Annotated in this window: 23 protein-coding genes; 8 read left to right on the forward strand and 15 right to left on the reverse strand. The window is 72.6% G+C overall.

Going from position 1 to position 25,405, the window contains the following annotated elements; all coding sequences use genetic code 11:
- The first annotated feature begins 8 nt into the window (after positions 1-8).
- Positions 9-1,043, forward strand: coding sequence for a YihY/virulence factor BrkB family protein (locus tag OG928_RS13110; protein WP_406283290.1), 1,035 nt, complete (start codon positions 9-11; stop codon positions 1,041-1,043).
- 123 nt (positions 1,044-1,166) lie between these two features.
- On the opposite strand, the gene OG928_RS13115 is transcribed toward OG928_RS13110, so the two are convergent.
- Positions 1,167-2,366 (reverse strand): D-alanyl-D-alanine carboxypeptidase family protein, encoded by a 1,200-nt coding sequence (locus OG928_RS13115; protein WP_406283292.1) that lies wholly within the window; start codon positions 2,364-2,366, stop codon positions 1,167-1,169.
- 107 nt (positions 2,367-2,473) lie between these two features.
- Between OG928_RS13115 and OG928_RS13120 the strand changes: the two genes are divergently transcribed.
- The gene (locus OG928_RS13120; protein WP_406283294.1) at positions 2,474-2,707 is read left to right on the forward strand and encodes an SCO4848 family membrane protein; all 234 of its coding nucleotides are present in this window, start codon (positions 2,474-2,476) and stop codon (positions 2,705-2,707) included.
- Positions 2,704-3,978: a cytochrome P450 gene (locus OG928_RS13125; RefSeq protein ID WP_406283296.1), complete on the forward strand. Its 1,275-nt coding sequence runs from the start codon at positions 2,704-2,706 to the stop codon at positions 3,976-3,978. The genes OG928_RS13120 and OG928_RS13125 overlap by 4 nt, the downstream gene beginning before the upstream one ends.
- A 559-nt stretch (positions 3,979-4,537) precedes the next feature.
- Here OG928_RS13125 and OG928_RS13130 read toward each other — a convergent pair.
- Positions 4,538-5,032: a MarR family winged helix-turn-helix transcriptional regulator gene (locus OG928_RS13130; RefSeq protein WP_406283298.1), complete on the reverse strand. Its 495-nt coding sequence runs from the start codon at positions 5,030-5,032 to the stop codon at positions 4,538-4,540.
- A gap of 164 nt (positions 5,033-5,196) precedes the next feature.
- Between OG928_RS13130 and OG928_RS13135 the strand changes: the two genes are divergently transcribed.
- Positions 5,197-6,138 (forward strand): ADP-ribosylglycohydrolase family protein, encoded by a 942-nt coding sequence (locus tag OG928_RS13135; protein ID WP_406283300.1) that lies wholly within the window; start codon positions 5,197-5,199, stop codon positions 6,136-6,138.
- A gap of 51 nt (positions 6,139-6,189) precedes the next feature.
- Here OG928_RS13135 and OG928_RS13140 read toward each other — a convergent pair whose 3' ends face one another.
- Complete coding sequence (locus OG928_RS13140) at positions 6,190-6,693, reverse strand: carboxymuconolactone decarboxylase family protein (protein ID WP_406283302.1); 504 nt, start codon at positions 6,691-6,693, stop codon at positions 6,190-6,192.
- Between the two features lie 46 nt (positions 6,694-6,739).
- Between OG928_RS13140 and OG928_RS13145 the strand changes: the two genes are divergently transcribed.
- Positions 6,740-8,242 (forward strand): PLP-dependent aminotransferase family protein, encoded by a 1,503-nt coding sequence (locus OG928_RS13145; protein WP_406283304.1) that lies wholly within the window; start codon positions 6,740-6,742, stop codon positions 8,240-8,242.
- Between the two features lie 140 nt (positions 8,243-8,382).
- On the opposite strand, the gene OG928_RS13150 is transcribed toward OG928_RS13145, so the two are convergent.
- Positions 8,383-9,372, reverse strand: coding sequence for a malate dehydrogenase (locus tag OG928_RS13150; protein ID WP_406283306.1), 990 nt, complete (start codon positions 9,370-9,372; stop codon positions 8,383-8,385).
- A gap of 216 nt (positions 9,373-9,588) precedes the next feature.
- Here OG928_RS13150 and OG928_RS13155 point away from each other — a divergent pair, with 216 nt between their 5' ends.
- Positions 9,589-10,950, forward strand: coding sequence for a glutamine synthetase (locus OG928_RS13155; protein ID WP_406283308.1), 1,362 nt, complete (start codon positions 9,589-9,591; stop codon positions 10,948-10,950).
- A gap of 130 nt (positions 10,951-11,080) precedes the next feature.
- On the opposite strand, the gene OG928_RS13160 is transcribed toward OG928_RS13155, so the two are convergent.
- The 5 genes from OG928_RS13160 to purN all read right to left on the reverse strand — a co-directional run bounded on the left by OG928_RS13160 (position 11,081) and on the right by purN (position 17,030).
- Entirely contained in the window at positions 11,081-11,461 is a 381-nt protein-coding gene (locus OG928_RS13160) for a DUF3017 domain-containing protein (protein ID WP_406283310.1), read from the reverse strand.
- A gap of 114 nt (positions 11,462-11,575) precedes the next feature.
- Positions 11,576-12,433 carry a bifunctional methylenetetrahydrofolate dehydrogenase/methenyltetrahydrofolate cyclohydrolase gene (locus OG928_RS13165; protein WP_406283312.1) on the reverse strand — a complete coding sequence of 286 codons (858 nt, stop codon included), beginning with the start codon at positions 12,431-12,433 and terminating at the stop codon, positions 11,576-11,578.
- Positions 12,430-14,616 (reverse strand): FUSC family protein, encoded by a 2,187-nt coding sequence (locus OG928_RS13170; RefSeq protein ID WP_406283314.1) that lies wholly within the window; start codon positions 14,614-14,616, stop codon positions 12,430-12,432. Before OG928_RS13170 ends, OG928_RS13165 begins: the two co-directional genes overlap by 4 nt.
- A 186-nt stretch (positions 14,617-14,802) precedes the next feature.
- Positions 14,803-16,389, reverse strand: a complete 1,587-nt coding sequence (gene purH / locus OG928_RS13175; RefSeq protein WP_406283316.1) for a bifunctional phosphoribosylaminoimidazolecarboxamide formyltransferase/IMP cyclohydrolase — start codon at positions 16,387-16,389, stop codon at positions 14,803-14,805.
- Entirely contained in the window at positions 16,386-17,030 is a 645-nt protein-coding gene (purN, locus tag OG928_RS13180; RefSeq protein ID WP_406283318.1) for a phosphoribosylglycinamide formyltransferase, read from the reverse strand. Before purN ends, purH begins: the two co-directional genes overlap by 4 nt.
- A 300-nt stretch (positions 17,031-17,330) precedes the next feature.
- On the opposite strand from purN, the gene OG928_RS13185 reads away from it, so the two are divergent.
- Entirely contained in the window at positions 17,331-17,993 is a 663-nt protein-coding gene (locus OG928_RS13185; protein ID WP_406283320.1) for a hypothetical protein, read from the forward strand.
- Between the two features lie 41 nt (positions 17,994-18,034).
- Here the strand turns inward: OG928_RS13185 and OG928_RS13190 are convergent, their stop codons facing one another.
- On the reverse strand, positions 18,035-19,762 hold the full coding sequence (locus tag OG928_RS13190; protein WP_406283322.1) for a DUF6350 family protein: 1,728 nt from the start codon (positions 19,760-19,762) through the stop codon (positions 18,035-18,037).
- Between the two features lie 230 nt (positions 19,763-19,992).
- Here OG928_RS13190 and OG928_RS13195 point away from each other — a divergent pair, with 230 nt between their 5' ends.
- Positions 19,993-21,114 (forward strand): RNA polymerase sigma factor, encoded by a 1,122-nt coding sequence (locus OG928_RS13195; RefSeq protein WP_406283324.1) that lies wholly within the window; start codon positions 19,993-19,995, stop codon positions 21,112-21,114.
- An 87-nt stretch (positions 21,115-21,201) separates the two neighbouring features.
- On the opposite strand, the gene sucD is transcribed toward OG928_RS13195, so the two are convergent.
- The 5 genes from sucD to OG928_RS13220 form a co-directional block, all read right to left on the reverse strand.
- Positions 21,202-22,086 (reverse strand): succinate--CoA ligase subunit alpha, encoded by an 885-nt coding sequence (gene sucD / locus OG928_RS13200; protein ID WP_020554621.1) that lies wholly within the window; start codon positions 22,084-22,086, stop codon positions 21,202-21,204.
- 16 nt (positions 22,087-22,102) lie between these two features.
- Positions 22,103-23,278, reverse strand: a complete 1,176-nt coding sequence (sucC, locus tag OG928_RS13205) for an ADP-forming succinate--CoA ligase subunit beta (RefSeq protein ID WP_406283326.1) — start codon at positions 23,276-23,278, stop codon at positions 22,103-22,105.
- Between the two features lie 327 nt (positions 23,279-23,605).
- Positions 23,606-23,956, reverse strand: a complete 351-nt coding sequence (locus OG928_RS13210; RefSeq protein ID WP_406283328.1) for a type II toxin-antitoxin system PemK/MazF family toxin — start codon at positions 23,954-23,956, stop codon at positions 23,606-23,608.
- Entirely contained in the window at positions 23,953-24,207 is a 255-nt protein-coding gene (locus OG928_RS13215) for a hypothetical protein (RefSeq protein WP_406283330.1), read from the reverse strand. Before OG928_RS13215 ends, OG928_RS13210 begins: the two co-directional genes overlap by 4 nt.
- A gap of 40 nt (positions 24,208-24,247) precedes the next feature.
- Positions 24,248-25,399: a VWA domain-containing protein gene (locus OG928_RS13220; RefSeq protein ID WP_406283332.1), complete on the reverse strand. Its 1,152-nt coding sequence runs from the start codon at positions 25,397-25,399 to the stop codon at positions 24,248-24,250.
- Between the last annotated feature and the right edge of the window lie 6 nt (positions 25,400-25,405).

Below are 25,405 nucleotides of genomic sequence, written 5' to 3' on the forward strand. Positions count from 1 at the left end.
AGTCACCCGTGGCGATCAAGGAGCGACTGGCGAGGATCCCGGTCATCGGCCCCACGTGGCGGGCGTATTCGCGCTACGGCGACCGGCAGGGCAATCGGCTCTCGGCGGCGGTGACCTACTACGGCTTCCTGTCGCTGTTCCCGCTGATCACACTCGCCGCGGCCGTGGTGGCCGCCACGCTCGACGCGTCGCAGGTCGAGCGGATGCAGAACAAGATCTCCGAGCAGGTCCCCGGCATCGCCGACAAGCTCGACCTGGACGCGCTCGTGCGCAACGCCGGCGCGGTCGGGTTGATCGGCGGCGTGCTGCTGTTGATCTCCGGCACGGGCTGGGTGGACGCGACCCGCTCCTCCATCCGCACGATCTGGGATCGGGACGAGGACCCCGGCAACGCGATCGTGCGCAAAGTCGCCGACGTGGGCGTGCTGATCGGCCTCGGCTTCGCGCTCGCGCTGTCGGTGGGCGCGTCCGCGTTCGCCACGATCGTGATCCGGCAGATCTCCGACTCGATCGGCCTGGACGATCGGCCGGCGGGGCGGATCCTGTTGCAGATCGTCGCGTTCGCGGTGGCGGTCGGCGCGAGCCTGGTGCTGTTCCTGTACCTGCTCGTCGGCATGCCGCGGCTGACGATGAACCGCGGCGTCGCGGTCAAGGGTGCGCTGATCGGGGCGATCGGCTTCGAACTGCTGAAGCTGCTGGTGTCCGGGTACATCGCGGGCGTCGCGGGCAAGAGCGCGTACGGCGCGTTCGGCGTTCCGGTCGCGCTGTTGCTGTGGATCTACTTCGTGGTCCGACTGCTGCTGTTCTGCGCCGCGTGGACGGCGAACGCACAGGAGGCCGCGGACAGGGAGGCCGCCGCAGCCGAACAGGCACCCACCGAGCCGAACCCCACCCCACCCACAAAACCGACCCACCCCATGCGCACCTACAGCCTCACCATCGCAGGCGCCGCAACCCTGGCCATCCTCCTCGAACGCTTCACCCGCGACCCACCTGACCCACCACTCCGAAAAACCAAGCCAACTCGGCCCGCCCTGCGCTAAAGGCCAACCCCCCAAGACCAAGCCAACTCCAGCCCGGCCGGCGCTTGAGGCCACCTCGGCCGAAGGCCAGGTCAAGCCGGCCCGGCCGGCGCTTGAGGCCAAGCGGCCACAAGCCGACGGCAACTATGCGTCGTCCTCGAACCTGACGCCCGAATTCCCCTCACGTCGCCGCAAGGCAAAGAGCACGCCGCCACCCAACACCAACGCGGCCGGCACCCCGAGCCCCGCCCACAGCCCCCAGTTGAACGCGTCACCGTCCGCGGACGAAGCCGCCTTGGTGGTCGTGCCGTCGCCGGCCCCGCCCGGCTTCGCGCCCTTGTCGTCCTTCTTCGTACTCGGCGCCCCGATCGGGTCGACCAGGTTGCCGATCGGCTTGGCCTGCGAGAGCGCCGCGAAGCCCCAGTCCAGCAGCTTCCGGGTCTCCTCGTACGTCTTGCCCTTGCCCTCGACGTGCATGATGCTCACGAGCAGCGTGTGCCCGTCGCGCTGCGCACCACCGACGAAGGTGTTCCCGGCGTTCGTCGTGTAGCCGTTCTTGACGCCGAGCATCCCCGGGTACTCGCCGAGCATCGCATTGGTGTTCTGGATCTGGAACTTCGCGCCCGCGACGCCGGGGAAGTCGGCGACCTTCGTGGCCGCGTAGGACCTGAAGTCGGCGTTCTTGAGCCCCTCGCGGGCGAACAGCGCGAGGTCGTACGCGCTGGAGACCTGGCCCGGCGCGTCGTACCCGTCCGGCGAGACCACGTTCGTGTCGCCCGCCCGGAGCTGCTTGGCCCGCTCGTTCATCTGCTGCACCGTCGTGGCCACGCCGCCGTTCATCGCGCACAGCACATGCACCGCGTCGTTGCCCGACCGCAGGAAGACGCCGCGCCACAGGTCCTCGACCTTGTAGGTCTCGTTCTCCTTTATCCCGACCAGGCTGCTGCCCTCGCCGACCGTCTTCAACTCGGCCGTGGTCACCAGGTGGGTCGCGTTGCGGTCGACCTTCGGCAGGACGGTGTCCGCGAACAGCATCTTCAGCGTGCTCGCCGGCGGCAGCTTCCAGTGCGGATTCTTGGCCGCCAGGATCTTGCCGGTGTCGGCGTCCGCGACCAGCCACGCGTAGCCCTCGACCGCCGGCAACGGCGGTACGCCCGCGGGCAGATCGCTCTGCACACCCGGCTGGGCCAGGCGCTGCCCGCCCACATCCGACATCGGCGATGGCGGTTGCGGCTCCTCGGTGGCCGGGGCCGCCGAGGCGACCGGAGCGAAAGCCAGCGTGAGGGCGAGCGCGGAGGCGCAAAGCGCGGCCGGCTTCCGAGAAGCCCGAGACCAGTCATACATGTGATGAGCGTATCGGCGGCCCCCGGCTGTGGTCGGGCGGCCGCGCCGCCGCATACTGAACCGGGGCAAATTTACTGAAGCTTTGACCGAGGAACGGGTGCTACGCGTTGAGGATCGGCCGCGGGATCTCCGCCTGTCTGGTGTTGTTCGGTATCTGGAGTTGGATCCTGTGGCCGAACTTCCTCAAGAACATCTGGGCCGACGACCGGTCCTGGAACGACGGCGCGACCGCCTTCTTCCTGATCCACCTCGCGCTCACGATCGTCTCGTTCGCGGCCGGGAACGCGATCGGCTGGCTCGGGATCAAGGGACTGCGCGCGGCGCGGACCGCACAGCGGTGACCGACGACTCGACGGGGTGCCCCGCGCACGCCGTACCGGACGGGCCCGCGCTGTTCACCCGGGAGTTCGTCGCCGACCCCTACCCGGCCTACGCGCACCTGCGCGAGCACGCCCCCGTGCACCGGACCACGCTCCCCAGCGGCGTCGAGGCGTGGCTGGTCACGCGGTACGCGGACGCCAAGCAGGCGCTGGCCGACTCGCGGCTGAGCAAGGACCCGCGCCGCTCGGAGCAGGCCTGGAAGCAGGGCAAGGTCGGCGTGCCCGGCGAGCAGCGCTCCGGGGTAGGCGCGCACCTGCTCAACCTCGACCCGCCGGACCACACGCGGCTGCGCCGGCTGGTGTCCAAGGCGTTCACGCCGCGCCGGGCCGAGGAGTTCCGGCCGCGCGTCCAGGCGTTGGCGGACCGGCTGCTCGACGACTTCGCGCGCACGGGCGAGGCCGACCTCATCCACGACTTCGCGTTCCCACTGCCGATCTACGCGATCTGCGACCTGCTCGGTGTGCCCGACGAGGACCAGGAGGACTTCCGGACCTGGGCCGGGATGATGATCCGGCACGGCTCGGGTCCGCGCGGCGGAGTAGCCCGCGCGGTGCGGCACATGCGGACCTACCTCGCCGAGCTGATCCACCGCAAGCGCGCGACCCTCACCGACGCGGACGACGACCTGATCTCGGGCCTGATCCGGGCGAGCGACCACGGCGAGCACCTGACCGAGGACGAGGCCGCCGCGATGGCCTTCATCCTGCTGTTCGCCGGCTTCGAGACGACCGTCAACCTGATCGGCAACGGTCTGCTGACGCTGCTGACGCACGAGCCCGAGCGCGCCGCCCTGCGGACCGACCCCGCGCTGCTCGCGCCCACGGTCGAGGAACTGCTGCGCTACGACGGCCCGGTCGAGGTGGCCACGTGGCGATTCAGCACCACCGAGGTCGAGATCGGCGGCACCCGGATCCCCTCCGGCGAGCCCGTACTCGTCGTGCTCGCGGCGGCCGACCGCGACCCCCGCCGGTTCACCGATCCCGACGTGCTCGATCCCGCCCGGGCGGACAACCAGCACCTCGCGTTCGGGCACGGGATCCACTACTGCATCGGCGCGCCGCTGGCCCGGCTCGAAGGCCAGATCGCGATCGGCACCCTGCTGCGGCGATTGCCGGACGTCCGGCTCGCCCAACCCGCGGCCGAACTGCGTTGGCGGGGCGGCCTGATCATGCGCGGCCTGCAACGGCTGCCGGTGACGTTCACCCCCGAGCCGGCCCCGCCGGTCGGCTGAGGCCGAGCGCGGGCGGGCGGGCGTCCGAGCGCGCACGCGGCGGCGGGCCGGTGGATCGTCATCCACCGGCCCGCCGCCGTTCGTGACCGACTACCTCTCTCCCCGAGTCGCCCCCGACCCCCACCTTTCCCGCCCCGTGCGCGCTGCCCCGCCCTCTCGCCTGCGATCCCCCCAACGCCCCCCGGCGTTCACCCCTCGGACCGCCGTTCCCGAACCACTCCGGCGTTACTTCCCCAAGACGCCTTCGTGAGCCGGGAGCGGAGCCGTTCCCCCCACACCCCGTTCCGACCGATCTAGTCGTGCCCGGTCGGCGCCGCGAGTTCGGCCGGCGTGAGTCGGTCGGCTCGATCGACGGTCGGGGCCCGCGTGCGACGTGTGCCGCGGACCGAATGGTTCATGGACGTCATGCCCTGCTCCTCTTCCCCGAGGGCGAACCCTTGCGGTTCCGCTCCCCACAGGGACTTGTCTACACGGGAGCATTCATGACACACAACGGGTCCTTGACACATTTGATCACTAAGAGTGAATCATGGCCACGAAACGGTCACGGAGGTTTGCTTCACGCGTGGTTGTCGAACGGCGCTACGACCGATCGCAAGAGCCCCGCCAGCACGGCCTGTTGATCGTCCGTCAGACCCGCGAGGATGGCCCGCTCCTGCCCGAGCAGGTCGGCCATCGCCGAGTCGACCCGGTCGCGGCCGTCCTCGGTCAGCCGGACCAGGACGCCGCGTCGGTCGTCGGGGTCGGGCAGCCGCAGCACGAGGCCCTTGGCGGCGAGGCGGTCGATCCGGTTCGTCATCGTCCCGGAGGTCACCAGCGTCTGGGTGAGCAACTGGCCGGGCGAGAGCTGGTACGGCGAACCGTCGCGCCGCAGCGCCGACAGCACGTCGAACTCCCACGGTTCGAGGTCGCGCGCGGAGAACGCGGTACGCCGGGCGCGGTCCAGATGCCTCGCCAGTCGAGTGACCCGGCTCAATACCTCGAGTGGTTCGACATCGAGGTCCGGGCGCTCCCGCTTCCACGCCGCGACAAGCCGGTCGACCTCGTCATTCATGCCATCAGTCTAGCGAGTCCTTCGACGCCAAGCCTCTTGATGTCGAGATAAGACCGGGCAATGTACGACGCCATGTACGAGGCCCGCTCCGGTGCCCGTCCGGGCCCGCCCGCGGGCCCGGAAATCCCTGGTCCGGGAGCCGGCCCGGATGACATCGTGGGCCCATGGACCGTAACCGACGCGTCGCGAACGCGGCTCGTTCCCTGCACGGGCTCGCCCTCGGCGACGCCTTCGGCCAACAGTGGTTCTTCCATCGGGGCGCCGACCGGACCGAGCGCCTGACGCATCGCGTCGCACCGGATGCCAGGCTCTGGTACTGGACCGACGACACCGCCATGGCGCTGTCCCTGCTGCGCATCCTGCACGTGTGCGACGAGGTCGACCAGGACGCGCTCGCCGAGCACTTCGCCGCCGCGTACGAGGCCGACGCGCACCGCGGCTACGGCCCGTCGATGCACGGCGTGCTGCGCGCGATCCGCGAGGGCGAGCACTGGCAGGACGTGACACGGCGTCAGTTCGAGGGCCAGGGCTCGTGGGGCAACGGCGCCGCGATGCGGGTCGCGCCGCTGGGCGCGTGGTACGCGGACCGGGACCTGGCGTACGTCGCCGCCGCGGCCGGCCGCTCGGCCGAGACCACGCACGCGCACGCCGAGGCGACCGCGGGCGCCGTCGCGGTCGCGATCGCCGCGGCGCTGGCCACCCGCGGTCGGGACGAACCCGCCCCGGACCCGGTCGAGTTCCTGACCGAGATCGCCGAGCACACCCCCGAGAGCGACGTCGCGTCCGGCATCCGCAGCGCCGCCCGGCTGTCCGGGTTGTCCTCGATCCGGCACGTCGCGAGCGTGCTCGGGACGGGTGCGCGGATCAGCGCGCCGGACACCGTCCCGTTCGCGCTGTGGACCGCCGCGCACCACGCGGACGCGCTCGACGACGCGCTGTGGGCGACCGCGCGGGGCCTGGGCGACGTGGACACCACGTGCGCGATCACGGCCGGCATCGTGGCCTCCCGCACGGGCGTGGACGGTGTGCACAGCTCGTGGCTCGCGGCCCGCGAGGCGCTGCCGACGTGGGTGGACACCGGCGGCGTCGAGGTCGAGCCGGCCTGACCGTCGCGACGAGCGGGACCGCCCGTCGAGGGCGGTCCCGCTCGCGGCTCGTCAGCGCGCCAGGTCCGGCCGGTAGGTTCCGGCGATCCACGCGCGGGAGGCCACGCCGACCCGGTTGAGGGTGTTGATCGCGGCGATCGACCAGACGATCTGGGCCATCTCGACGTCGTCGAACCAGCGGGCCGCCTCGTCCCAGATCGGCGTCGGGACGTGGGCCTCGGTGACCAGCGTGACGGCCTCGGTCAGGGCGAGGACGGCGCGCTCGCGGGCGGTGAAGAACGGCGTTTCGCGCCACACGGGGATGGCGAGCATGCGCTGGTCGGTCTCGCCGAGTTCGCGGGCGTCTTTGGTGTGCATGTCCACGCAGTACGCGCAGCCGTTGATCTGCGACGCGCGGATCTTGATCAGCTCGACGACGATCGGGTCGAGCCCTTCGGCGGCGGCCTTGCTCATCGCGATGGCGGCCTTGTACGCCGCGCCGTGCAGGGGCTTGAGGGGCAGTCGTGCGGGCTCGCCCGCGACGGGGGTCTCGACGGTCTCTTGCTGAATGCTCATGGCTCGACCCTAGATTCGGGACGGCCCGCCATTAAGGTCCAATTCCATGCGAAGTTCTTGGGCCATCGGTGACGTCGACCTCTACCTCGAACCCGGCCCGGTCCGCGGTCGCCGGGTCGGCCTGGAGCGGGCCCTGCGCGCGGCCGTCGTGGACGGTCGGCTCGCGCCCGGGACCCGGCTGCCGTCCTCGCGCACGCTCGCGGTGGACCTGGCGATGGCCCGGAACACCGTCGCGGAGGCGTACGCCCAACTCGTCGCCGAGGGCTACCTGACCGCCCACCGGGGCGCCGGCACGGTGGTCGCCGAGCGGCCCGCGGATCCGGTCCCGGTCCCGGTGTACGCGCGCGCCTCGACCCCGCGCTTCGACCTGCGCCCGGGCCGCCCCGACCTGTCCGCGTTCCCGCGGGCCCGCTGGGCCGCCGCCCAGCGCCGTGCGCTCGCCGCGGCCGGCTCGGACGCGTTCTGGCCGGCCGCCGACCCGCGCGGGCGGATCGAGCTGCGCGAGCGCCTGGCCGAGTATCTCGGCCGGGCCCGCGGCGTACGGACCCGGGCGGACCGGATCGTGGTGTGCGCGGGCTACACCCAGGCGCTCGCGGTGCTCGGGCACGCGCTCGCGGCCCGCGGCGCGCGGCGGATCGCGCTGGAGGACCCGGGGCTGCCGTTCCTGCGCGAGATCGTGGCCAGGACCGGACTCGGGGTCGACTCGCTGGCGGTGGACGAGCACGGCGCGCGGATCGGCGGGGACGCGGACGCGATCGTGCTCACCCCGGCCAACCAGTCGCCGCTGGGCCTCACGCTGCACCCCGACCGGCGCGCGGCGGCCCTGCGCTGGGCCGCGGAGACCGGCGGGGTGGTGATCGAGGACGACTACGACGGCGAGTTCCGCTACGACCGCCACCCGGTCGGCGCGCTCCAGGGGCTCGGCGCCGACCACGTCGTGTACGCCGGCTCGGCGAGCAAGATGCTCTCGCCGGGGCTGCGGCTGGGGTGGCTGGCGCTGCCGCCGCACCTGCTCGACGACGTGCTCGCGGTGCTGAAGCGGCCCGAGTTGGCCGTCGGCACGCTGGAGCAGCTCACCCTCGCGGAGTTCATGGCGGCCGGCGACCTGGACCGGCACGTGCGGCGGTCCCGCCGCGTCTACCGGGACCGACGCGACCGGCTGGTCGCGGCGCTCGCCCGCGAGGTACCGCGGCTGCGGGTGCGCGGGGTCGCGGCCGGGTTGCAGATCCTGCTCGAACTCCCGCCCGACGGACCGGACGAGGAGGAGGCCGTCGCCTATCTGGCCCGGCGGGGCGTGGCGGTGCATCGGCTCGGCTGGTATCGCCACGACAGGAGCGACGACCGGGCCCCCGGCCTGGTCGTCGGCTACGCCGCACCGTCCGGCCACGCCTTCGCCGGCACCCTCGACGCCCTGGTCACGGGTCTGGCCGAGCTGTACGGCGGCACGAGTCCGTCCGGCGGATGGGGCCGGGCGTACCTGGGCGGGGCGGCACCCGAGGCCGGCCCGCCGGCCGCGCCGACCCGGCAGGGCGATCAAACCCGCCCGTGACCGCGCCTCGCGGGCTCGCGACGGACGGGTGCGATCGGACGGCGCGGGCTCCCGGAACACACCGAGGGCGGGCCGTTCGGCCCGCCCTCGGTCATCACCGGTCAGTGCCGCGACCAAGGATGGTCAGGCGCCGGCTCGGTTCAGATCAGGCCCAGCTCGCGGACCGCGTCGCGCTCCTCGGCCAGCTCGGCCACCGACGCGTCGATCCGGGTGCGGGAGAACTCGTTGACGTCCAGGCCCTGGACGATCTCCCACTCGCCGTCCTTGCAGACGACCGGGAAGGACGAGATGAGGCCCTCCGGGACGCCGTAGGAGCCGTCGGAGACGACACCCATCGAGGTCCAGTCGCCGTCGGCGGTGCCGTTGACCCACGTGTGCACGTGGTCGATCGCCGCGTTGGCCGCGGACGCCGCCGAGGACGCGCCGCGCGCCTCGATGATCGCCGCACCGCGCTTGGCGACGGTCGGGATGAAGGTGTCGGCGAGCCACACCTGGTCGTCGACGACCTCGGCCGCGTTCTTGCCGGCGATCTGCGCGTGGAAGATGTCCGGGTACTGGGTGGCCGAGTGGTTGCCCCAGATGGTCAGCTTCGCGATGTCGGTGACCGAGGTGCCGGTCTTCTTCGCGAGCTGGCTCAGCGCGCGGTTGTGGTCCAGGCGGGTCATCGCGGTGAAGCGCCCGGCCGGGACGTCCGGCGCGTGCTGCTGCGCGATGAGCGCGTTGGTGTTGGCCGGGTTGCCGACCACGAGCACCTTGATGTCGTCGGCCGCACCGGCGTTGATCGCCTCGCCCTGGGGCTTGAAGATGCCGCCGTTGGCGGCGAGCAGGTCGCCGCGCTCCATGCCCTTGGTCCGTGGGCGCGCGCCGACCAGCAGGGCCACGTTGGCGCCCGCGAAGCCGTCGGTCGGGTTGTCGAAGATGTCGATCCCGTCGAGCAGCGGGAACGCGCAGTCGTCGAGCTCCATCGCGGTGCCCTCGGCGGCCTTCACGGCCTGCGGAATCTCCAGGAGGCGCAGGCGGACCGGGGTGTCGGGGCCCAGCAGGTGACCGGAGGCGATGCGGAACAGCAGCGCGTAGCCGATCTGACCGGCCGCGCCCGTGACGGTGACGTTGACGGGGGTACGGGACATTGCGCGGTGGTCTCCTCTGCTGCTGCGGGATCCGACGCCGATGGCAGTCCGCCGCTAGCTCGGCATCGAGATAATTTCGCCGCCACATTACCCCCGCGCCCGGGGCCCCTCGGCCACCGCGGGTGTGAGGTTCGCCCCGAAGCGGTTTCCGCCCCGGTACAACCGACGGGTAGGTTCGTTACCCGGAGCACTTGTACGCACCCGAAGGGTGACCGCATGCACACGTCGCCAGACCTCGCGGAGCCCGCCTCCGCACCCGGCCCCGCGCCCGCCGAGGCGCGCACCGAAGCGATCGACGCGGTCGTCCTCGGCTGGGTCGACAACGCCGGCATCACCCGGGTCAAGGCGGTCCCCTACGCGCGCCTGGACGCGGTCGCCACGCACGGCGTGGGCTTCTCCCCCGTGTTCGACGTGTTCCTCGCCGACGACTCGATCACCGCGGGCCGGCACGTCGGCGGGCCGGCCGGCGACCTGCGGCTCGTCCCGGACCTGACGGCGCTGCGCCCGCTGGCCGCGCAACCGGGCTGGGCCTGGGCCCCCGGCGACCGGTACACCCAGGAGGGCGTGCCATACACCGGCTGCCAGCGCACGTTCGCGCGGCGGATGACCGCACGCGCCGGGCTGCGCGGGCTCACCCTGCGGATGGGCTTCGAGGTCGAGTGGGTCACCGGCATCGAGGACGCGGACGGCCGATTCGTGCCCGCGTTCAGCAAGGCCGCGTACGGGATGACCCGCGTGGTCCGCATGTCCGACCAGCTGCGCGAGCTGATCCGGGCGCTCGCGGCCCAGGACGTGACCGTGCTTCAGGTGCACCCCGAGTACGCGGCGGGCCAGCTGGAGGTGTCCGTCGCGCCCGAGGATCCGGTCGGCGCGGCCGATACGACGGTGCTCGTGCGCGAGACCATCCGCGCGGTCGCGGCCCGGCACGGGCACGCCGTGACGTTCGCGCCGTGCGTGGTCCCCGGCGAGGTCGGCAACGGCGCACACCTGCACTTCTCGCCGTGGCGCGAGGGCGTGAACCTGTGCCACGGCGGCGAGGGGCCGCAGGGCCTGACCCGCGAGGGCGAGGCGTTCCTCGCGGGCGTACTGCGCGAGCTGCCCGCGCTGCTGGCCGTCGGCGCCCCGGGCGCGGCGAGCCACCTGCGGCTCGTGCCGTCCCAGTGGGCGGGCGCCTACCGCTGCTGGGGCCTGGAGAACCGCGAGGCGGCGCTGCGCCTGATCACCGGCATGGCGGGCGAGCGGCAGCACACCGCCAACGCGGAGCTCAAGTGCTTCGACGCGACGGCCAACCCCTACCTGGTCACCGGCTCGGTGATCGCGGCCGGGTTGGCCGGAATCGAGGACGACCTGCGGCTGCCGCCGGAGGTGCCGGGCGATCCGGGGGCGTCCGGCGGCGTACCGCGCCTGCCCGGCTCGCCGGCCGCCGCGCTCGCGGCCCTGGAGGCGAGCGCGGTGCTGCGCGAGGCCCTCGGCGAGACCCTGTTCGACGCGATCACGGCGGTCCGCAGAGCCGAGATCGCCCGCTCGGCGGGGATGACCCCGACCGAGATCGCGGCCGAGGCGCGCCGGCTGTACTGAGACGCCCCGAGACGCCGAAGGGAGCTCGGCGGGTGGCCGGGCTCCCTTCGGGTTCGGACTCGCGGACTGTCGGGCTCGCGGACTGTCGGGCTCTCGGACTGTCGGGCTCCCCGTCCCCCGGGCTCCCGGACTACTGCCCGGTGCGCTTGGGCACCCATGGCAGGTCGACCAGCGGCTCCGGGATGCTCAGGCCCAGGAGCAGCACCCCGAGGCCGAAGAACAACAGCACGGCGACGTCGGTGAAGCGGCTGCGCACCGCCAGGACGCCCACGTCGCGCAGGAAGAGCCGCAGTATGGCGGCGAGCACGAACGTGCCCGCGATCAGCACCGTGGCAAGCCGGTAGCCGACGAGCGCGGCGGTCAGGAGCGCGGCGAACAGGCACCCGAAGACCACCATCGCGGGCCATTCCCGCAGTGGTCCCGGCCCGGTCGGCGACGCGCCGCCCTCGGGCAGGTAGGTCCCCGGCTCCTTCTTCCTGCCGTCCTTGCGCCGCCCCCGAGTGGATGCCACAAGTCTCACCTCTCATCGTCCCTGTTGGCCGGGCGACAGCCGCGACGATCCGGGCGCCGGGGGCGTGGGAATCGGCGATTCCCGACCCCTGGCGCCGGGATCATCGCGGCCCGATCACAGGCTCGTGACCTGACGCTCCGCGGCCTCGATGACGTTGGTGAGCAGCATCGCGCGGGTCATCGGACCGACGCCGCCGGGCATCGGGGCGACCCACGAGGCCTTCTCGTACGCCTCGGGGTGCACGTCGCCGACCAGGCCGTGCTCGGTGCGGGTGATGCCCACGTCGAGCACGACCGCACCCGGCTTGACCATGTCGCCGCTGATCAGCCCGGGGACGCCGGCCGCGGCGATGATGATGTCCGCCTGGAGCGCGTGGAACGGCAGTTCCTTGGTGCCGGTGTGGCACAGGGTGACCGTCGCGTTCTCGGTGCGCCGGGTCAGCAGCAGTCCTATCGGGCGGCCGACCGTGACGCCGCGGCCGATCACGCACACCTCGGCGCCGTTGATCTCGATGTCGTGCCGGCGCAGCAGTTCGACGATGCCGCGCGGCGTGCACGGCAGCGGGGCCTCCTGGCCGAGCACGAGCCGGCCGAGGTTCGTCGGGTGCAGGCCGTCGGCGTCCTTGTCCGGGTCCATCAGCTCCAGGACGCGGTTGGCGTCCAGGTGCCGAGGCAGCGGCAGTTGGACGATGTAGCCGGTACAGGCCGGGTCCGCGTTGAGCTCGCGGACCACGTCCTCGACCTGCTCCTGCGTCGCGTCGGCGGGCAGGTTGCGCTGGATGCTGGCGATGCCCACCTGCGCGCAGTCGCGGTGCTTGCCGCGCACGTAGGAGTGGCTGCCGGGGTCGTCGCCCACGAGCACGGTGCCCAGACCCGGCGTGATGCCGCGGGCCTTCAGGGCCTCGGCCCGTACGGCCAGTTCGGCTTTGATGGCGGCGGCGGTGGCCTTGCCGTCGAGGATCTGCGCCTTCACGTTCTGTCTCCTGGTCCACGGTTCCGGGCCGGTCGCTGCGATTGTCCCGTATCCGGGGCAGCCGTGCGGCGGGCACCATACAGCAGCCGTGCGGGCCGGGCCGGCACGCGCTTGTGGACGAATTTCGGAAGCTGCCACGACGGTACGGGCTCGTTCGCGGCGGCGATCGTCTGGCCGAGCCGCTTGAGGTGCTGACGCAGGACCGGGTGCCCCCACATGTCCGGCTGTTCGGGCAGGGCCGGCGCACGGCGCTCCTCCGCGGCGGCGGCGAGTTCGCCCAGGTAGGCGTCGAGTCGGCCGAGGTCGTCCTCGGGGATCGGCTCGGGCGGCTTGGTGCGGTACGTCTCCGGCGCGGTCATCACCCGGTAGCCGAGCCGCTGCGTGGTCACGATCGCGGGCCACAGCCGCTCGGCGTCCAGGCGGCGGCCGGAGAACTCGCCGAGCGCCGCCTCGTACACGCTCCACAGGTCCAGCATTTCGCGGCGGGCCGCACGACGGGTGCTGCCCCACGCGGGGTCGTCCACGATGTTCCCGGTGACCGTCGCGCGCACCAGCATGGCCTCGGCGCGGATGGCCCGGCCGAGTTGCCTCGGCAGCCGGGTCGAGGACGCGCGTGGCCACAGGATCAGGCTCGCGGTCAGGCCGACCGTCAGGCCCAGGATCGTGTCGATCACCCGGGTGGAGGCGAGGTCGCCCACGTGCGCGCCGTCCCGGCCGGCGGCGGCGAGGAAGAGCCCGACGGGCGTGACGAACGCGGCGCCGACGGCCAGGTTGCGGGTGATCACCGTCTGCGTCGCGCCGAACAGCAGCGCGACGGTGACCACCACGACCCACGGGTCCGGCAGCAGGTCGTGGAAGAACAGCGCGATCACCGCGACGCCCAGGAGGGTGCCGATCGCGCGTTGCAGGACCCGGCCGAAGTCGAGCACGACGTTGCCGCCCTGCAGCGCGGCACCGGCCGCGATCGCGACCCACGCGGGGTGCACGACCGGCAGCACCGCGGCGGCCAGCACCGCGAAGCCGACACCCAGGCCGGTGCGCAGCGCGGTGGGCGGGACCAGCGACGAGCGGTCGAACGCGGCGCGCAGCCGTTCGCGCGCGGTGGGTCGGCGGCCGTGGATGATCTCGCCCTCGGCGACGGCCGGTTGCCCGGCCGCCTGCGCGGCGGCCTTGAGCACGACGCGCAGGTTGCGTTCGGCGGCGGTCTCGGTGTCGGCGAGCACGGCGGGCATCACCGGGACCAGCTTGGGCCGGCCGACCGCGCCGGCGAGGGCGCGCACGGTGTCGGGGATCTCGCTCGGCAGGGGCCGGGTGCGCTCGACGGCGAGCAGTTGCGCGGCCTGGAAGAGGTCGAGGGCGCGCCGGCACAGCACCCGCAGGCGGCGGGCCTCGCCGGTGCGTCGGTTGCGTTTGGTGTCGGCGCGCAGCACGGTCACCCACGCGGTGTGCACGGCCTCGGACGCGCGATGGCGGGCCGCGTCGCTGGGCCCGTTGGCGATCGAGGCGTAGAAGTCGGCGAGCGCCTCGAAGCACGCCGCCAGGGCCAGGTGTTCGGGATGGCGCGGGCGCACGAGCCATCCGGACATCGACACCAGCCACGCGCCCGCGGCCCCCACGAGCACCAGCCCGGCGCGCTGCGGGACCAGGTCGGGTTGGTGCGGCAGGAACGCCCCCATCGCGCAGACCAGGGTGAACATGTACCCGCCGGGGCGGTCGACCTGCAACGCGCCGCACAGGAAGGTCGCCACGGTCGCCACGAGCGTGATCACCGGGACGTACAGGAAGGCCGTGCCGGCGGCGAGCGAGCCCAGCGTCAGCGACAGCGTGAGGCCCAGGCCCACCAGCGCGAGCGTGATGCCGCGGCGCGCGTAGGGCTCCTTGGCCGCGTACAGGACGGCGTAGCCGCCCAGTGCGGCGAACGTGGCGTCGTCGATCCCCAGCGTCGCGGTCACGATCGCGAACGGAATGCCGACGCCGAGCGCGGCGCGTGCGCCGGCGGCCCAGTTGAAGCGCTTGCCGGTCAGCGTGACGAGCGGCTTGATCGCGTTCGGATCCAGCTCGGGCGGATGCACGGCGGGGAACGGCGGCAGCGTCGGCGGACCGGCCGGGTCCGCCGACGGCCCGGGCGGCAACGCGAGTGGTGCGCGTTCCGGGTGTGGCCCCGGGGTCGCGTGCTCCTGCATCCCCCTATGCAACGCACCTTTTGCACGGAATGCCAAATGCCCCGTCGTCCGACGACTACGATGTCGACACCGGGCGGGCCGCGAAACGCGAACGGCGCGCCCCCGGTGTCGGTCGGGGCGCGCCGTTCGGTTGCGGTGGATCAGTGCCGGCTCACCGGCTCACCGGCTCGGTGGCTCGGCTGCGGATCAGTGGAAGAAGTGCCGGGTGCCGGTCAGGTACATCGTGACGCCGGCCGCGCGGGCGGCCTCGATCACGAGTTCGTCGCGGACCGAGCCACCGGGCTGGACGACCGCCTTGACGCCACCGGCGAGCAGGACCTCCAGGCCGTCGGCGAACGGGAAGAACGCGTCCGACGCGGCGACCGAGCCGGTGGCCCGCTCCCCCGCGCGCTGGACCGCGAGCCGCGCCGAGTCGACCCGGTTGACCTGGCCCATGCCGACGCCGACGGTGGCGCCGCCGGACGCGAGCAGGATCGCGTTGGACTTGACCGCGCGCACCGCGCGCCACGCGAACACCAGGTCGCGCAGGGTCTCGGCGTCGGCGGGCTCGCCGGTCGCGAGGGTCCACGCGGCCGGATCGTCGCCGGGCGCCTGGAAGCGGTCGGTGTGCTGGAGCAGCAGGCCGCCGTCGATCTGCCGGGACTCCACCGGCGTGCTCGGCGCCTCGGGGGCGCGCAGCACGCGGATGTTCTTCTTGCGGGCGAGCACCTCGACGGCGCCGTCCTCGTAGTCCGGCGCGACGATGACCTCGGTGAAGATGTCCGCGACCTGCTCGGCCATCGCGACGGTGACCGGCCGGTTGACCGCGATCACGCCGCCGTAGGCGGAGACCGGGTCGCTCGCGTGCGCCTTGCGGTGCGCCTCGGCGACGTCCGCGCCGATCGCGATCCCGCAGGGGTTGGCGTGCTTGATGATCGCGACGCAGGGCTGCTCGTGGTCGTACGCGGCGCGGCGGGCCGCGTCGGTGTCCACGTAGTTGTTGTACGACATCTCCTTGCCGTGCAACTGCTCGGCGCCCGCGAGGCCGCCGGTGCCGTCCACGTACAGGGCCGCGGCCTGGTGCGGGTTCTCGCCGTAGCGCAGCACGTTCTCGCGGCCGCGGACCGCGCCCAGGAAGGCCGGGAAGCCCGCGTCGTCGGCGGGCGCGTAGGTGTTCGAGAACCAGGACGCGACGGCGACGTCGTACGCGGCGGTGTGCCCGAACGCCTCGCCCGCGAGCCGCTTGCGCTGCCCGAGGTCGAAGCCGCCGGCCTCGGTCGCGGCGAGCACGTCGGCGTAGCGCGCGGGGCTGGTGACGACCGCGACCGACGGGTGGTTCTTGGCCGCGGCGCGGACCATCGACGGGCCGCCGATGTCGATCTGCTCGACGCACTCGTCCGGCGTGGCGCCCGACTCGACGGTCGCGGTGAACGGGTACAGGTTGACCACGACCAGGTCGAACGGCTTCACGTCGAGTTCTTCGAGCTGCGCGCGGTGCGATTCCAGGCGCAGGTCGGCGAGGATGCCGGCGTGTACGCGCGGGTGCAGCGTCTTGACCCGGCCGTCGAGGCACTCGGGGAACCCGGTCAGTTCCTCGACCTTGGTGACGGGCACGCCCGCGGCGGCGATCCGCCCGGCGGTGGAGCCCGTGGAGACCAGTTCGACCCCGGCGGCGTGCAGCCCCTGGGCCAACTCCTCCAGGCCGGTCTTGTCGTACACGCTGATCAGCGCGCGACGGATCGGGCGGCGTGCCTCGTCGTCGGGAGTGGTGGGGGTGGGGGCGGCGGAAGTCATGCGGGGATCCGGACCTTTCTTCCTTCGATGCGGTAGCCCTCGCGGGCCAGCCGGCCCACGACCTCGACGAGCAGGGTGCGCTCGACAATCTTGATGCGCTCGTGCAACGCGTCGCCGCCGTCGGCGTGATCGCCGTCCTCGACCGCGACGGTGCCCTGAGCGATGATCGGGCCCGTGTCCACGCCGGCGTCCACGAAGTGGACCGTGCAGCCGGTCACCTTGGCGCCGTACGCGAGCGCGTCCCGCACGCCGTGCGCGCCGGGAAACGCGGGCAACAGGGCGGGATGGGTATTGACGGTGCGCCCCTCGAAGCGGGCCAGAAAGCGCGGGCCCAGGATCTTCATGAAGCCGGCCGAGACCACCAGGTCGGGTTCGTGGCCGGCGACCGCGTCGGCGAGCGCGCCGTCCCACGCGGCCCGGTCGACGTGGTCGGGGATGCGCTCGACGAAGGTCGGCACTCCGGCCCGTTCGGCGCGGGTCAGCCCCGCGATGTCCGCGCGGTCGGCGCCCACGGCCACCACGCTCGCGCCGTACGCGGGATCCGCGCACGCGTCGAGCAGGGCCTGGAGGTTGGTGCCGGAGCCGGAGACGAGGACGACGAGCCGGGCCGGCCCGGGGGTGCGCGGGGCGTGAACGGCCACTGCTTTCAGGCTCTTTCCGGAAGGGAAGGGCGGGAGGAGCACCGGATGTTTCGGGCTCTCGCCGGGGTGTCGCACGGGTTCGGCGTCCGTTCCCCGGCAGGAGGCGGGAACACAGGGCGGCGCCCGTACGTCGGCAACGATAGCGTCAGGGGGTAGGCAGTACCGAACCGGCAGGGGTGGATGGGCGGCAGACGCGCCCTACGGCCACATGGGCGCCGCCGCCCGGCTACGGTGCACCCCGCACACGTACGATCCTGGGAAGGGAATCCCGCGATCCGGCACGACGAGGGCAGGCAGAGGATGAGTACCGGCAACGAGACCGACGAGCGGGATCCCTACGCCCCGCCGCCGGAGGGTACGCCCGACCGGCCGCCGGCAGCCCCCTGGAACGTGCCCGGCAACGGGCGAGGGGACGGCGGCAACGGGGGTCCCCGGCGCGACCGCGAGGACCGGCAGCAGCGGGAGCCGCGCGAACCGCGCGAGCGTCCCGACCCGAAGGACCTCCGGGTCCGCAACGGCCGACTGGCCCTGTGGGCGGGGGTGTGGGCGGTGTTCTTCGCGCTGTTCTTCCCGGCCGACCTGGGCCTGGTGCTGGGTGTGGTCCTGGGCGTGGCGGCCCTGGTCCTCGGCATCCGGACGGTGCGCGGGACGATCCCGGCCTCGGCCGGGCCGCGGATCGAGGAGGGCCCCGGCGGCACCGCTCGGCACCCGGGGCACGCCCCGGGCGGCGCGGGCAACCGACCGCGCGTGCGCAGGCCGGCCGGGTCCCGTTCGGGCACCGCGCTCGCGGGCCTGGTCACGGGCGTGATCGCGGTCGTGTACGTGTTGGGCGTGTGGACCTTCCAGGCCGTCAACAAGGACTACTACGACTGCATGGACGGCGCGCTCACCAAGACCGGCGAGCAGCGCTGCCTGGACAAGCTTCCGGACCGCTACCACTGGGTCGTGGACGGGTCGTTCTAGGGATTGCCGTTCCAGGGTTCGTGGTTCCTGGTTCCTGGTTCCTAGACAGTCGCTCCGAGGGCCGTCTCCGCGTCGGTGGAGGCGGTCCTCGCGGTTTCCGAGCGGTCGCCGTTCCCTCCCCGGTCCGCGCGGCCGCGCCACCATGTGGTGATCCAGGCGGCCGGGGCGGCGATCACGGTGATCTCGATCGCGAGCGCGGCGGCGGTGCGCCACGGGGTCGGGCCCAGGTGCGCGAGGTTGTCCAGGCCCGCCGTGCCCGAGGCCGCGCGGGCGGCGGCGAGGGCCAGGAGGCCGACGCCGACCCCGGCTCCGGCGGCGTACACGCCGACGGCGAGCCAGGAGCGCGGCGGGGCGGCCCGGGCGGCGAAGAAGCCGGCCGCCAGGCCCGCGAGCGCCGGGAGCACGATGGGCGCCCACGCGGTGTACGGCACGGCCGCGGGGCCGGGCAGGGCCTCGAACAGCGGGAGCGTGGGCAGCGCGCCGAGGGTGGTGCCGGTGGGGGCGACGGTGGTGGCCGCGCCGAGCGCGAAGCCGGTGCCCGCCGCGTAGGACACCGCCCAGACGATCGCGTTGGGCACGAGCGCGGCGCAGAGCAGGGCCAGCGCGGCGAAGCCGACCGCGTCGTGCGTGGTCAGCGCGAGCGCGACGCGGACCTGGCTCACGTGGGTGAACAGGCACACGAGCACCACGACCGCCCCGCCCGCCGCGAGCACCGCGGCGGCGGCCAGGCCCGCGCGGACCGCGGGACACCGCACCAGATCCGCCCCGAACGCGCCGAGCCCGCCCGCGATCAGCACGGCCGGTGCCGCGAACGCGATCGTGGCGAGCACCGGCCGGACACTCTCCGTGCCGACGCCGGCGGCGACCGCGTACATCAGGCCCGTGTACACCAGCACCTGCGACCCGAGCACGATCGCGGTCCCGACGAAGCCGTCCGCGAGCCGCCGGCCGATCCGAAACAGCACCCAGATCAGCGGGACGGTCAGCCCGAGCGGCGCGAGGCGCAGCGGTACGACGGTCACGATCGGCTGGACCGAGCCGGTCGCCGTGTGGGTGACCTCGATGACCTCGAACCCGACGTGGTGCGCGGCGAGCCAGATCCCGCCGACCACGCGAAGCAGCGCGTCCGGGTGGTCGAAGCCGCCGGACGTCGCCCCGCAGGTCGCCACGATCAGCACGAGCAGCGCCACCCCGCCGAGCCCGAGCACCGCCGCGAGCAGCCCGGACACGACGCCGCGGGCGAGCGCCTGGGCGATCCGGGCGCGGTCGGGGCGGGCGTGGGCGAGCCGGGTCAGGGCCGCGATGCCGGGGAGCGCGGACAGCGGCGGGAGGGCAGGGAAGGCCGGGAAGGCCGGGAGAGTCGGCAGGGCCGGGATCGCGGGGAGCCACCGGCGGCGAGTGCTCCCGTCCGGGCCGGTCGCGGACTCCACCGGCGCCGAGGAGGGCGGTCCGCCGGGCGGGTGGTCCGGGCGAGGGGGGACGCCGATGGGGGGCGACTCGGGGCGAGGGGGCAGCGCGGGAGCTTCGGTCTCTGTGCCGGCATCCGTCCCGGTCCCGGTCCCGGCTTCGGTCTCGGCCTCGGTCTCGGCTTCCGTCCCGGCCTCGGCTTCGGTCCCGGTCCCGGATTCCGTCGCGGCTTCCGTCTCGGCTTCCGTCCCTGCCTCGGCTTCGGTCTCGGCTTCCGTCTCGGTCCCGGCCTTGGCCTCCGAGTCCGGCGTCGGCGTCTCCGTCGGGTCGGGTGCTTCCTCGGGCGCCGTGAAGGGGGTCATGAAGCCCTCGACGCCGGCCCACGGTACGGAGCGGGCCACCTCCCAGGGCGCCGATGGTCCAGCCGACAATCCGCGTTCGGTTTCCGGCATATCGGTCACAGTGCCCATGCTGCCAACGCGATCCCGATCCACGTCGCATATGCCGGTCGGACTGGGCAAAATGCCCCATTTGATCGATTGGCGTCATTTAATATGCATTATCAATCACCTCGGGGGTACCTCACGCCCCTATGGGCATCAACGACGGCCGGACGGCCTCGCGTGAGCGCGCCCAGGGGTTCGACGCCCTCTACGCGGCCATCGCACCCGACATCGCGCGATACGCCTACCTGTTGACCGCGAGCCCCACCCGGGCCGCGCACGTGACCCATCACGTCTTCGCAATCGCCTGGCGCGACCTCCCGGAGGTCACGGACCCGGCCGAGGACGCCCCGCGCCTGCGCACGCTCGCGGGCGACCTCGCGCTCAACCGGCGCTTCCTGCTCCGCCGCGCCATGTGGCGCCTGGTGCCGCACCCCGACCGCACCGGCCGGGTCGTCCCGCACGCGGACGACGACGCGCACCGCGAGCAGGCCATCGCGCTCCTGCGCGCGCTCCAGCGGGTACGGAGCCACCGCCGCCGGGTGTTCGTCCTGCGCCACCTGTTCGGGCTCACCCCCGAGCAGGTCGCGGCCGAGACCGAGGCGACCACCGAGACCACCCGCCTACGGCTGCTGCACGCGCACGAGGACCTCGCCGAGCGCGTCCCCGCGCTGACCGGCCCGTCGCCGAACTGCCCCGAGGCGCACCGCTTCCTGACCACGATCACGTGCGACCTGGCGGCGCGGTACAAGCCGCGCGGGCGCCGCCCGCAGTTGGTGCGCACGGCCGTCAGGACCCGGACCGCGGTGCTCGTCGTGGTGGTCGCGGCGGCGATCGGCGCGCTCCTCGTGGCGGCGATCCCGCCATTGCTCAAGCCCGGCACGTCGCACAGCTCGCGGGCGGAGTCCCGAATCCAAGCGGTCACCGGCAAGGACGCCGAACGGCCGCTGCCGCCCCTGCCGGACGCGTCGGACGCGTCGGAGGCCCCCGTCGAAGCGGCACCGCCCGAGTCGCCCGCGGCCCCGCCCGAACCCGAGCCGCCGATCGCTCCGTCCCCGGCCGCGCACCTCGCGCCGCCGATGGCCCCCGTACCGCCGGCCGCGCAGCACGCCGGGCACTCCGAGGCGGCGCCGACCGCACCCCTCGCGCCCTCGGCGCCGTGGCTGCCGACCGCGGTGTCCCCCGCCCGCTTCGACTCGTTCCTGGCCCCGGTAACGCGCTTCACGCTCGACACGAGCTGCGTGAACGACGGCGTGCGCCGCACTTCCTAGCCGTAGCCGTACCGAACGACGACGCCCCGCGTCCCGCCGATGTGGCGGGAACGCGGGGCTTCGTCGGATACGGGTGCGACCGGTGGGTCAGCCCGCCATGATCTCGCGCATCAGGCGCGCCGTCTCGGACGGCGTCTTGCCGACCTTGACGCCGACGGCCTCGAGCGCGTCCTGCTTGGCCTGCGCGGTGCCCGAGGAGCCCGAGACGATGGCGCCGGCGTGGCCCATGGTCTTGCCCTCGGGGGCGGTGAAGCCCGCGACGTAGCCGACGACCGGCTTGGTGATGTGCTCGGCGATGTAGGCCGCGGCACGCTCCTCGGCGTCGCCGCCGATCTCGCCGATCATCACGATCGCGTCGGTCTCCGGGTCGTCCTGGAACGCCTGGAGGCAGTCGATGTGCGTGGTCCCGATGATCGGGTCGCCACCGATGCCGACGGCGGTCGAGAAGCCGATGTCGGCCAGCTCGTACATCATCTGGTAGGTCAACGTGCCCGACTTCGACACGAGGCCGATCCGGCCCGGCTTGGTGATGCTGGCCGGGATGATGCCCGCGTTCGACTGACCCGGCGTGATCAGGCCGGGGCAGTTCGGACCGATGATCCGGGTCTTGTTGCCCTTGGCGCCCGCGAGGGCCCAGAACTGCGCGGTGTCGTGCACCGGCACGCCCTCGGTGATGACCACCGCGAGGCCGATCTCGGCCTCGATGGCCTCGACGACGGCGTCCTTGGTGAACTTCGGCGGCACGAAGACGACCGTGACGTCCGCGCCGGTGGCCTTCATGGCCTCGGCTACGGTGCCGAACACCGGTACCTCGGTGCCGTCGACGTCGACCGTGGTGCCGGCCTTGCGCGGGTTCACGCCACCGACGATGTTCGTCCCGGAGGCGAGCATCCGGTGGGTGTGCTTCATCCCCTCGGAGCCGGTCATGCCCTGGACGATGACCTTGCTGTCCTTGGTCAGGAAGATAGCCATGTTGGGTCGGTCTCCCTTACTTCGCGGCAGCGAGCTCGGCGGCCCGCTCGGCCGCGCCATCCATGGTGTCCACCTGCTGGACCAGCGGGTGGTTCGCGTCGGTCAGGATCTGCCGACCCAGCTCCGCGTTGTTGCCGTCCAGGCGCACGACGAGCGGCTTGGTGACCGCCTCGCCCTTCTGCTTCAGCAGCTCCAGCGCCTGCACGATGCCGTTCGCGACCGCGTCACAGGCGGTGATGCCGCCGAAGACGTTGACGAACACCGACTTGACGTCGGGGTCGCCCAGGATGATCTCCAGGCCGTTCGCCATCACCTCGGCGGACGCGCCGCCGCCGATGTCGAGGAAGTTGGCCGGCTTCACGCCGCCGTGGTTCTCACCGGCGTACGCGACGACGTCGAGCGTGGACATGACCAGTCCCGCACCGTTGCCGATGATGCCGACCGAGCCGTCGAGCTTGACGTAGTTGAGGCCCTTGGCCTTGGCCGCCGCCTCCAGCGGGTCGGCCGCGTCCTTGTCCTCGAACTCGGCGTGGTCGGGGTGCCGGAAGTCGGCGTTCTCGTCGAGCGAGACCTTGCCGTCCAGCGCGATGATCTTGCCCTCTTCGGACTTGATCAGCGGGTTCACCTCGACGAGCGTGGCGTCTTCCTCGACGAAGACGGTCCACAGCTTCTGCAGCGCGGCGACGATCTGGTCCGCGACGTCGGCCGGGAACTTCGCGGCCTCGACGATCTCGCGGGCCTTGGCCTCGGTCACACCCTCGTTCGCGTCGACCGGGATCTTCGCGAGCGCGTCGGGGTTCTCCTCGGCGACGACCTCGATCTCGACGCCACCCTCGACCGACGCCATCGCGAGGAAGGTGCGGTTGGTGCGGTCGAGCAGGAACGAGACGTAGTACTCGTCCACGGGCTTGGCCAGGCCGGCCAGCATGACCTTCTTGACGATGTGGCCCTTGATGTCGAGGCCGAGGATCTGCTCGGCCTTCTCGACGACCTCGTCGGTGCTGAAGGCCAGCTTCACGCCGCCGGCCTTGCCGCGGCCACCGACCTTCACCTGAGCCTTGACGACGGCCTTGCCGCCCATACGCTCGGCGGCGGCCCGTGCCTCCTCCGGCGTGAAGACGACTTCACCGGGCAGAACCGGCACACCGTGCTTAGCGAAGAGATCCCTCGCCTGGTACTCGAACAGGTCCACGCGGGTCCGTCCTTGTGATCGCGATCGGATATGCGGAAGATGCGCAGCCGCGTCCGTCGTCGCGCAGGGTCCGGCAGGCTCGCCCCCAGACTCTGGTGGACGGCGTCCGCACGCGTAGCTGATCCGTCTTGCAGGTTATCGGGCACGAGCGCCAGGCCCGAAACGGGGTCTCGATCCCACTCCCCGGGCGACCCTCGAGCCCGGCCTCACCAAGTGTCGAGATCCGCCCGTTTACGCCTGTTCCACCGTGACACAGGGAACACGCCAAAACGGACCGTGACGATGGGGATGTGGCCGATCCCACGCCACGCCTGCGGCAAGCCCGCGCTAAAGGTCCAGGAAATCGCGGAGCCAATCCTGGATGCCGGCCAGCTCGGGCTCGTCGACGAAGCCCATGCGGCGGCCGAAGCGTTCATGTGAGACCGCCCGCACATCCTCTGCACGGGCGAAGCTCACGCTCGTCAGCCCGGAACCGGAACTCGACACGCGCACGTGGTGTGGGAGTCCTCGATCACGGCTCGTCAGAGGGACCACGATGGCCATCCCCCGCATGAAGCGGTTGTACGGGTCTGCCGAAACGACCACGCAGGGCCGCCGCCGACCCTGCTCGTGCCCCGCCACGGGCTCCAGGTCCACCATCCAGACATCGCCTTGTCGGGGGCGAACAGCCGGACTCACCGATTGCCCTCGTCAGCCAGTCCGTCGGCGAGCGTCGCTTCCCATTCGGACTGCTCGCTGCGGTAGGACCGCCACTCGTCCGAATCCGCCTCCAGGCGGGCGTACGCGGCGTCGATGGCCGCGAAGCGCTGAGCCCTCTCCTCGCGTTCTATGGCCGCAGCGATCACCGCGCCCATCGACACGTGTTGCTGCTCGGCCAGGCGCGCAATGCGGTCTCGCAGCTTGGCGTCTATCTTCACCGTGGTCTGCATACCCATGAGGATACCCCCGAGAATACCTTTTGGCATACCTTCAGGGTTTCGGTACCGGAAGTGGCATCCCCTGGATCGCCGCCGCCATCACCTCCGGGAACAGGTCGGGGGTGCACGCGAAGGCCGGGCTGCCGAGGGCGGCCAGTGCTGCCGCGTTGCTGTGGTCGTAGGCCGGGGCGCCCTCGTCGGACAGGGCGAGCAGGGTGACGAAGGAGGTGCCGGCGGCCTGCATCGCCGCCGCGCGGCGGAGCATCTCGTCACGGACGCCGCCCTCGTACAGGTCGCTGATCAGCACCACGACCGTTTCCGCCGGGCGGGTGATCAGGGATTGGCAGTAGGCCAGCGCGCGGTTGATGTCCGTCCCGCCGCCGAGCTGGGTGCCGAACAGGACGTCGACCGGGTCGGCGAGCTGGTCCGTGAGGTCCACGACGTTCGTGTCGAAGGCGACCAGCGAGGTCTTGAGGGACCGCATCGAGCCCAGGACCGCGCCGAAGACCGACGCGTAGACCACCGAGGCCGCCATCGAACCGGACTGGTCGACGCACAGAATGACGTCCTTTTGCACCCCGTGCCGCTGCCGCCCGTAGCCGACCAGGCGCTCGGGCACGATCGTGCGGTGCTCGGCCTGGTAGTGCTTGAGGTTGGCCTTGACCGTGGCGTTCCAGTCGATGTCGTGGTGGCGCGGGCGGTTGATCCGGGTCGAGCGGTCGAGCGCGCCCTGGACCAGGCTCGTGGTGCGTTGGGCGACCCGGCGCTCCAGGTCGTCGACGACCTTGCGGACCACCGCGCGGGCCGCCTCCTTGGTGGCCTCGGGCATCAGCTTGTTGAGCGCCAGGAGGGTGCCGACCAGGTGTACATCCGGTTCGACGGCCGCGAGCATCTCCGGCTCCAGGAGCAGCCGGGTCAGGTCGAGCCGCTCGATCGCGTCCTGCTGGAGGATCTGCACCACGCCGGCCGGGAAGTGCTCGCGGATGTCGCCCAGCCAGCGGGCCACCGAGGGCGCGGACGCGCCGAGCCCGCCGCTGCGCGGGCCGTTGCTGCGTCGGCTGCCGCGGGGGGCCGGGCTTTCCGGGCGGTACAGCGCGGCCAGCGCCTGGTCGATCCGGGTGTCCTCGCCGGTGAGTCCGCAGCCCGTGCCGTCGGCGTCGCCGCCGAGCACGAGTCGCCAGCGGCGCAGGCGTTCGTCGTCCATGGTCCC

The organism is Embleya sp. NBC_00896, from assembly GCF_045207785.1.
Lineage (GTDB): Bacteria > Actinomycetota > Actinomycetes > Streptomycetales > Streptomycetaceae > Embleya.

Excerpts from the sequence above, each read along its gene's own strand:
- OG928_RS13190 (WP_406283322.1), bottom strand. The coding sequence starts at position 19,762 with ATGACCCCCTTCACGGCGCCCGAGGAAGCACCCGACCCGACGGAGACG.
- OG928_RS13185 (WP_406283320.1), top strand. The coding sequence starts at position 17,331 with ATGAGTACCGGCAACGAGACCGACGAGCGGGATCCCTACGCCCCGCCG.
- OG928_RS13140 (WP_406283302.1), bottom strand. The coding sequence starts at position 6,693 with ATGAGCATTCAGCAAGAGACCGTCGAGACCCCCGTCGCGGGCGAGCCC.
- OG928_RS13215 (WP_406283330.1), bottom strand. The coding sequence starts at position 24,207 with ATGCAGACCACGGTGAAGATAGACGCCAAGCTGCGAGACCGCATTGCG.
- OG928_RS13130 (WP_406283298.1), bottom strand. The coding sequence starts at position 5,032 with ATGAATGACGAGGTCGACCGGCTTGTCGCGGCGTGGAAGCGGGAGCGC.
- OG928_RS13115 (WP_406283292.1), bottom strand. The coding sequence starts at position 2,366 with ATGTATGACTGGTCTCGGGCTTCTCGGAAGCCGGCCGCGCTTTGCGCC.
- OG928_RS13220 (WP_406283332.1), bottom strand. The coding sequence starts at position 25,399 with ATGGACGACGAACGCCTGCGCCGCTGGCGACTCGTGCTCGGCGGCGAC.
- OG928_RS13150 (WP_406283306.1), bottom strand. The coding sequence starts at position 9,372 with ATGTCCCGTACCCCCGTCAACGTCACCGTCACGGGCGCGGCCGGTCAG.
- purH (WP_406283316.1), bottom strand. The coding sequence starts at position 16,389 with ATGACTTCCGCCGCCCCCACCCCCACCACTCCCGACGACGAGGCACGC.
- OG928_RS13195 (WP_406283324.1), top strand. The coding sequence starts at position 19,993 with ATGGGCATCAACGACGGCCGGACGGCCTCGCGTGAGCGCGCCCAGGGG.
- OG928_RS13155 (WP_406283308.1), top strand. The coding sequence starts at position 9,589 with ATGCACACGTCGCCAGACCTCGCGGAGCCCGCCTCCGCACCCGGCCCC.
- sucD (WP_020554621.1), bottom strand. The coding sequence starts at position 22,086 with ATGGCTATCTTCCTGACCAAGGACAGCAAGGTCATCGTCCAGGGCATG.
- OG928_RS13170 (WP_406283314.1), bottom strand. The coding sequence starts at position 14,616 with ATGCAGGAGCACGCGACCCCGGGGCCACACCCGGAACGCGCACCACTC.
- OG928_RS13145 (WP_406283304.1), top strand. The coding sequence starts at position 6,740 with ATGCGAAGTTCTTGGGCCATCGGTGACGTCGACCTCTACCTCGAACCC.
- OG928_RS13135 (WP_406283300.1), top strand. The coding sequence starts at position 5,197 with ATGGACCGTAACCGACGCGTCGCGAACGCGGCTCGTTCCCTGCACGGG.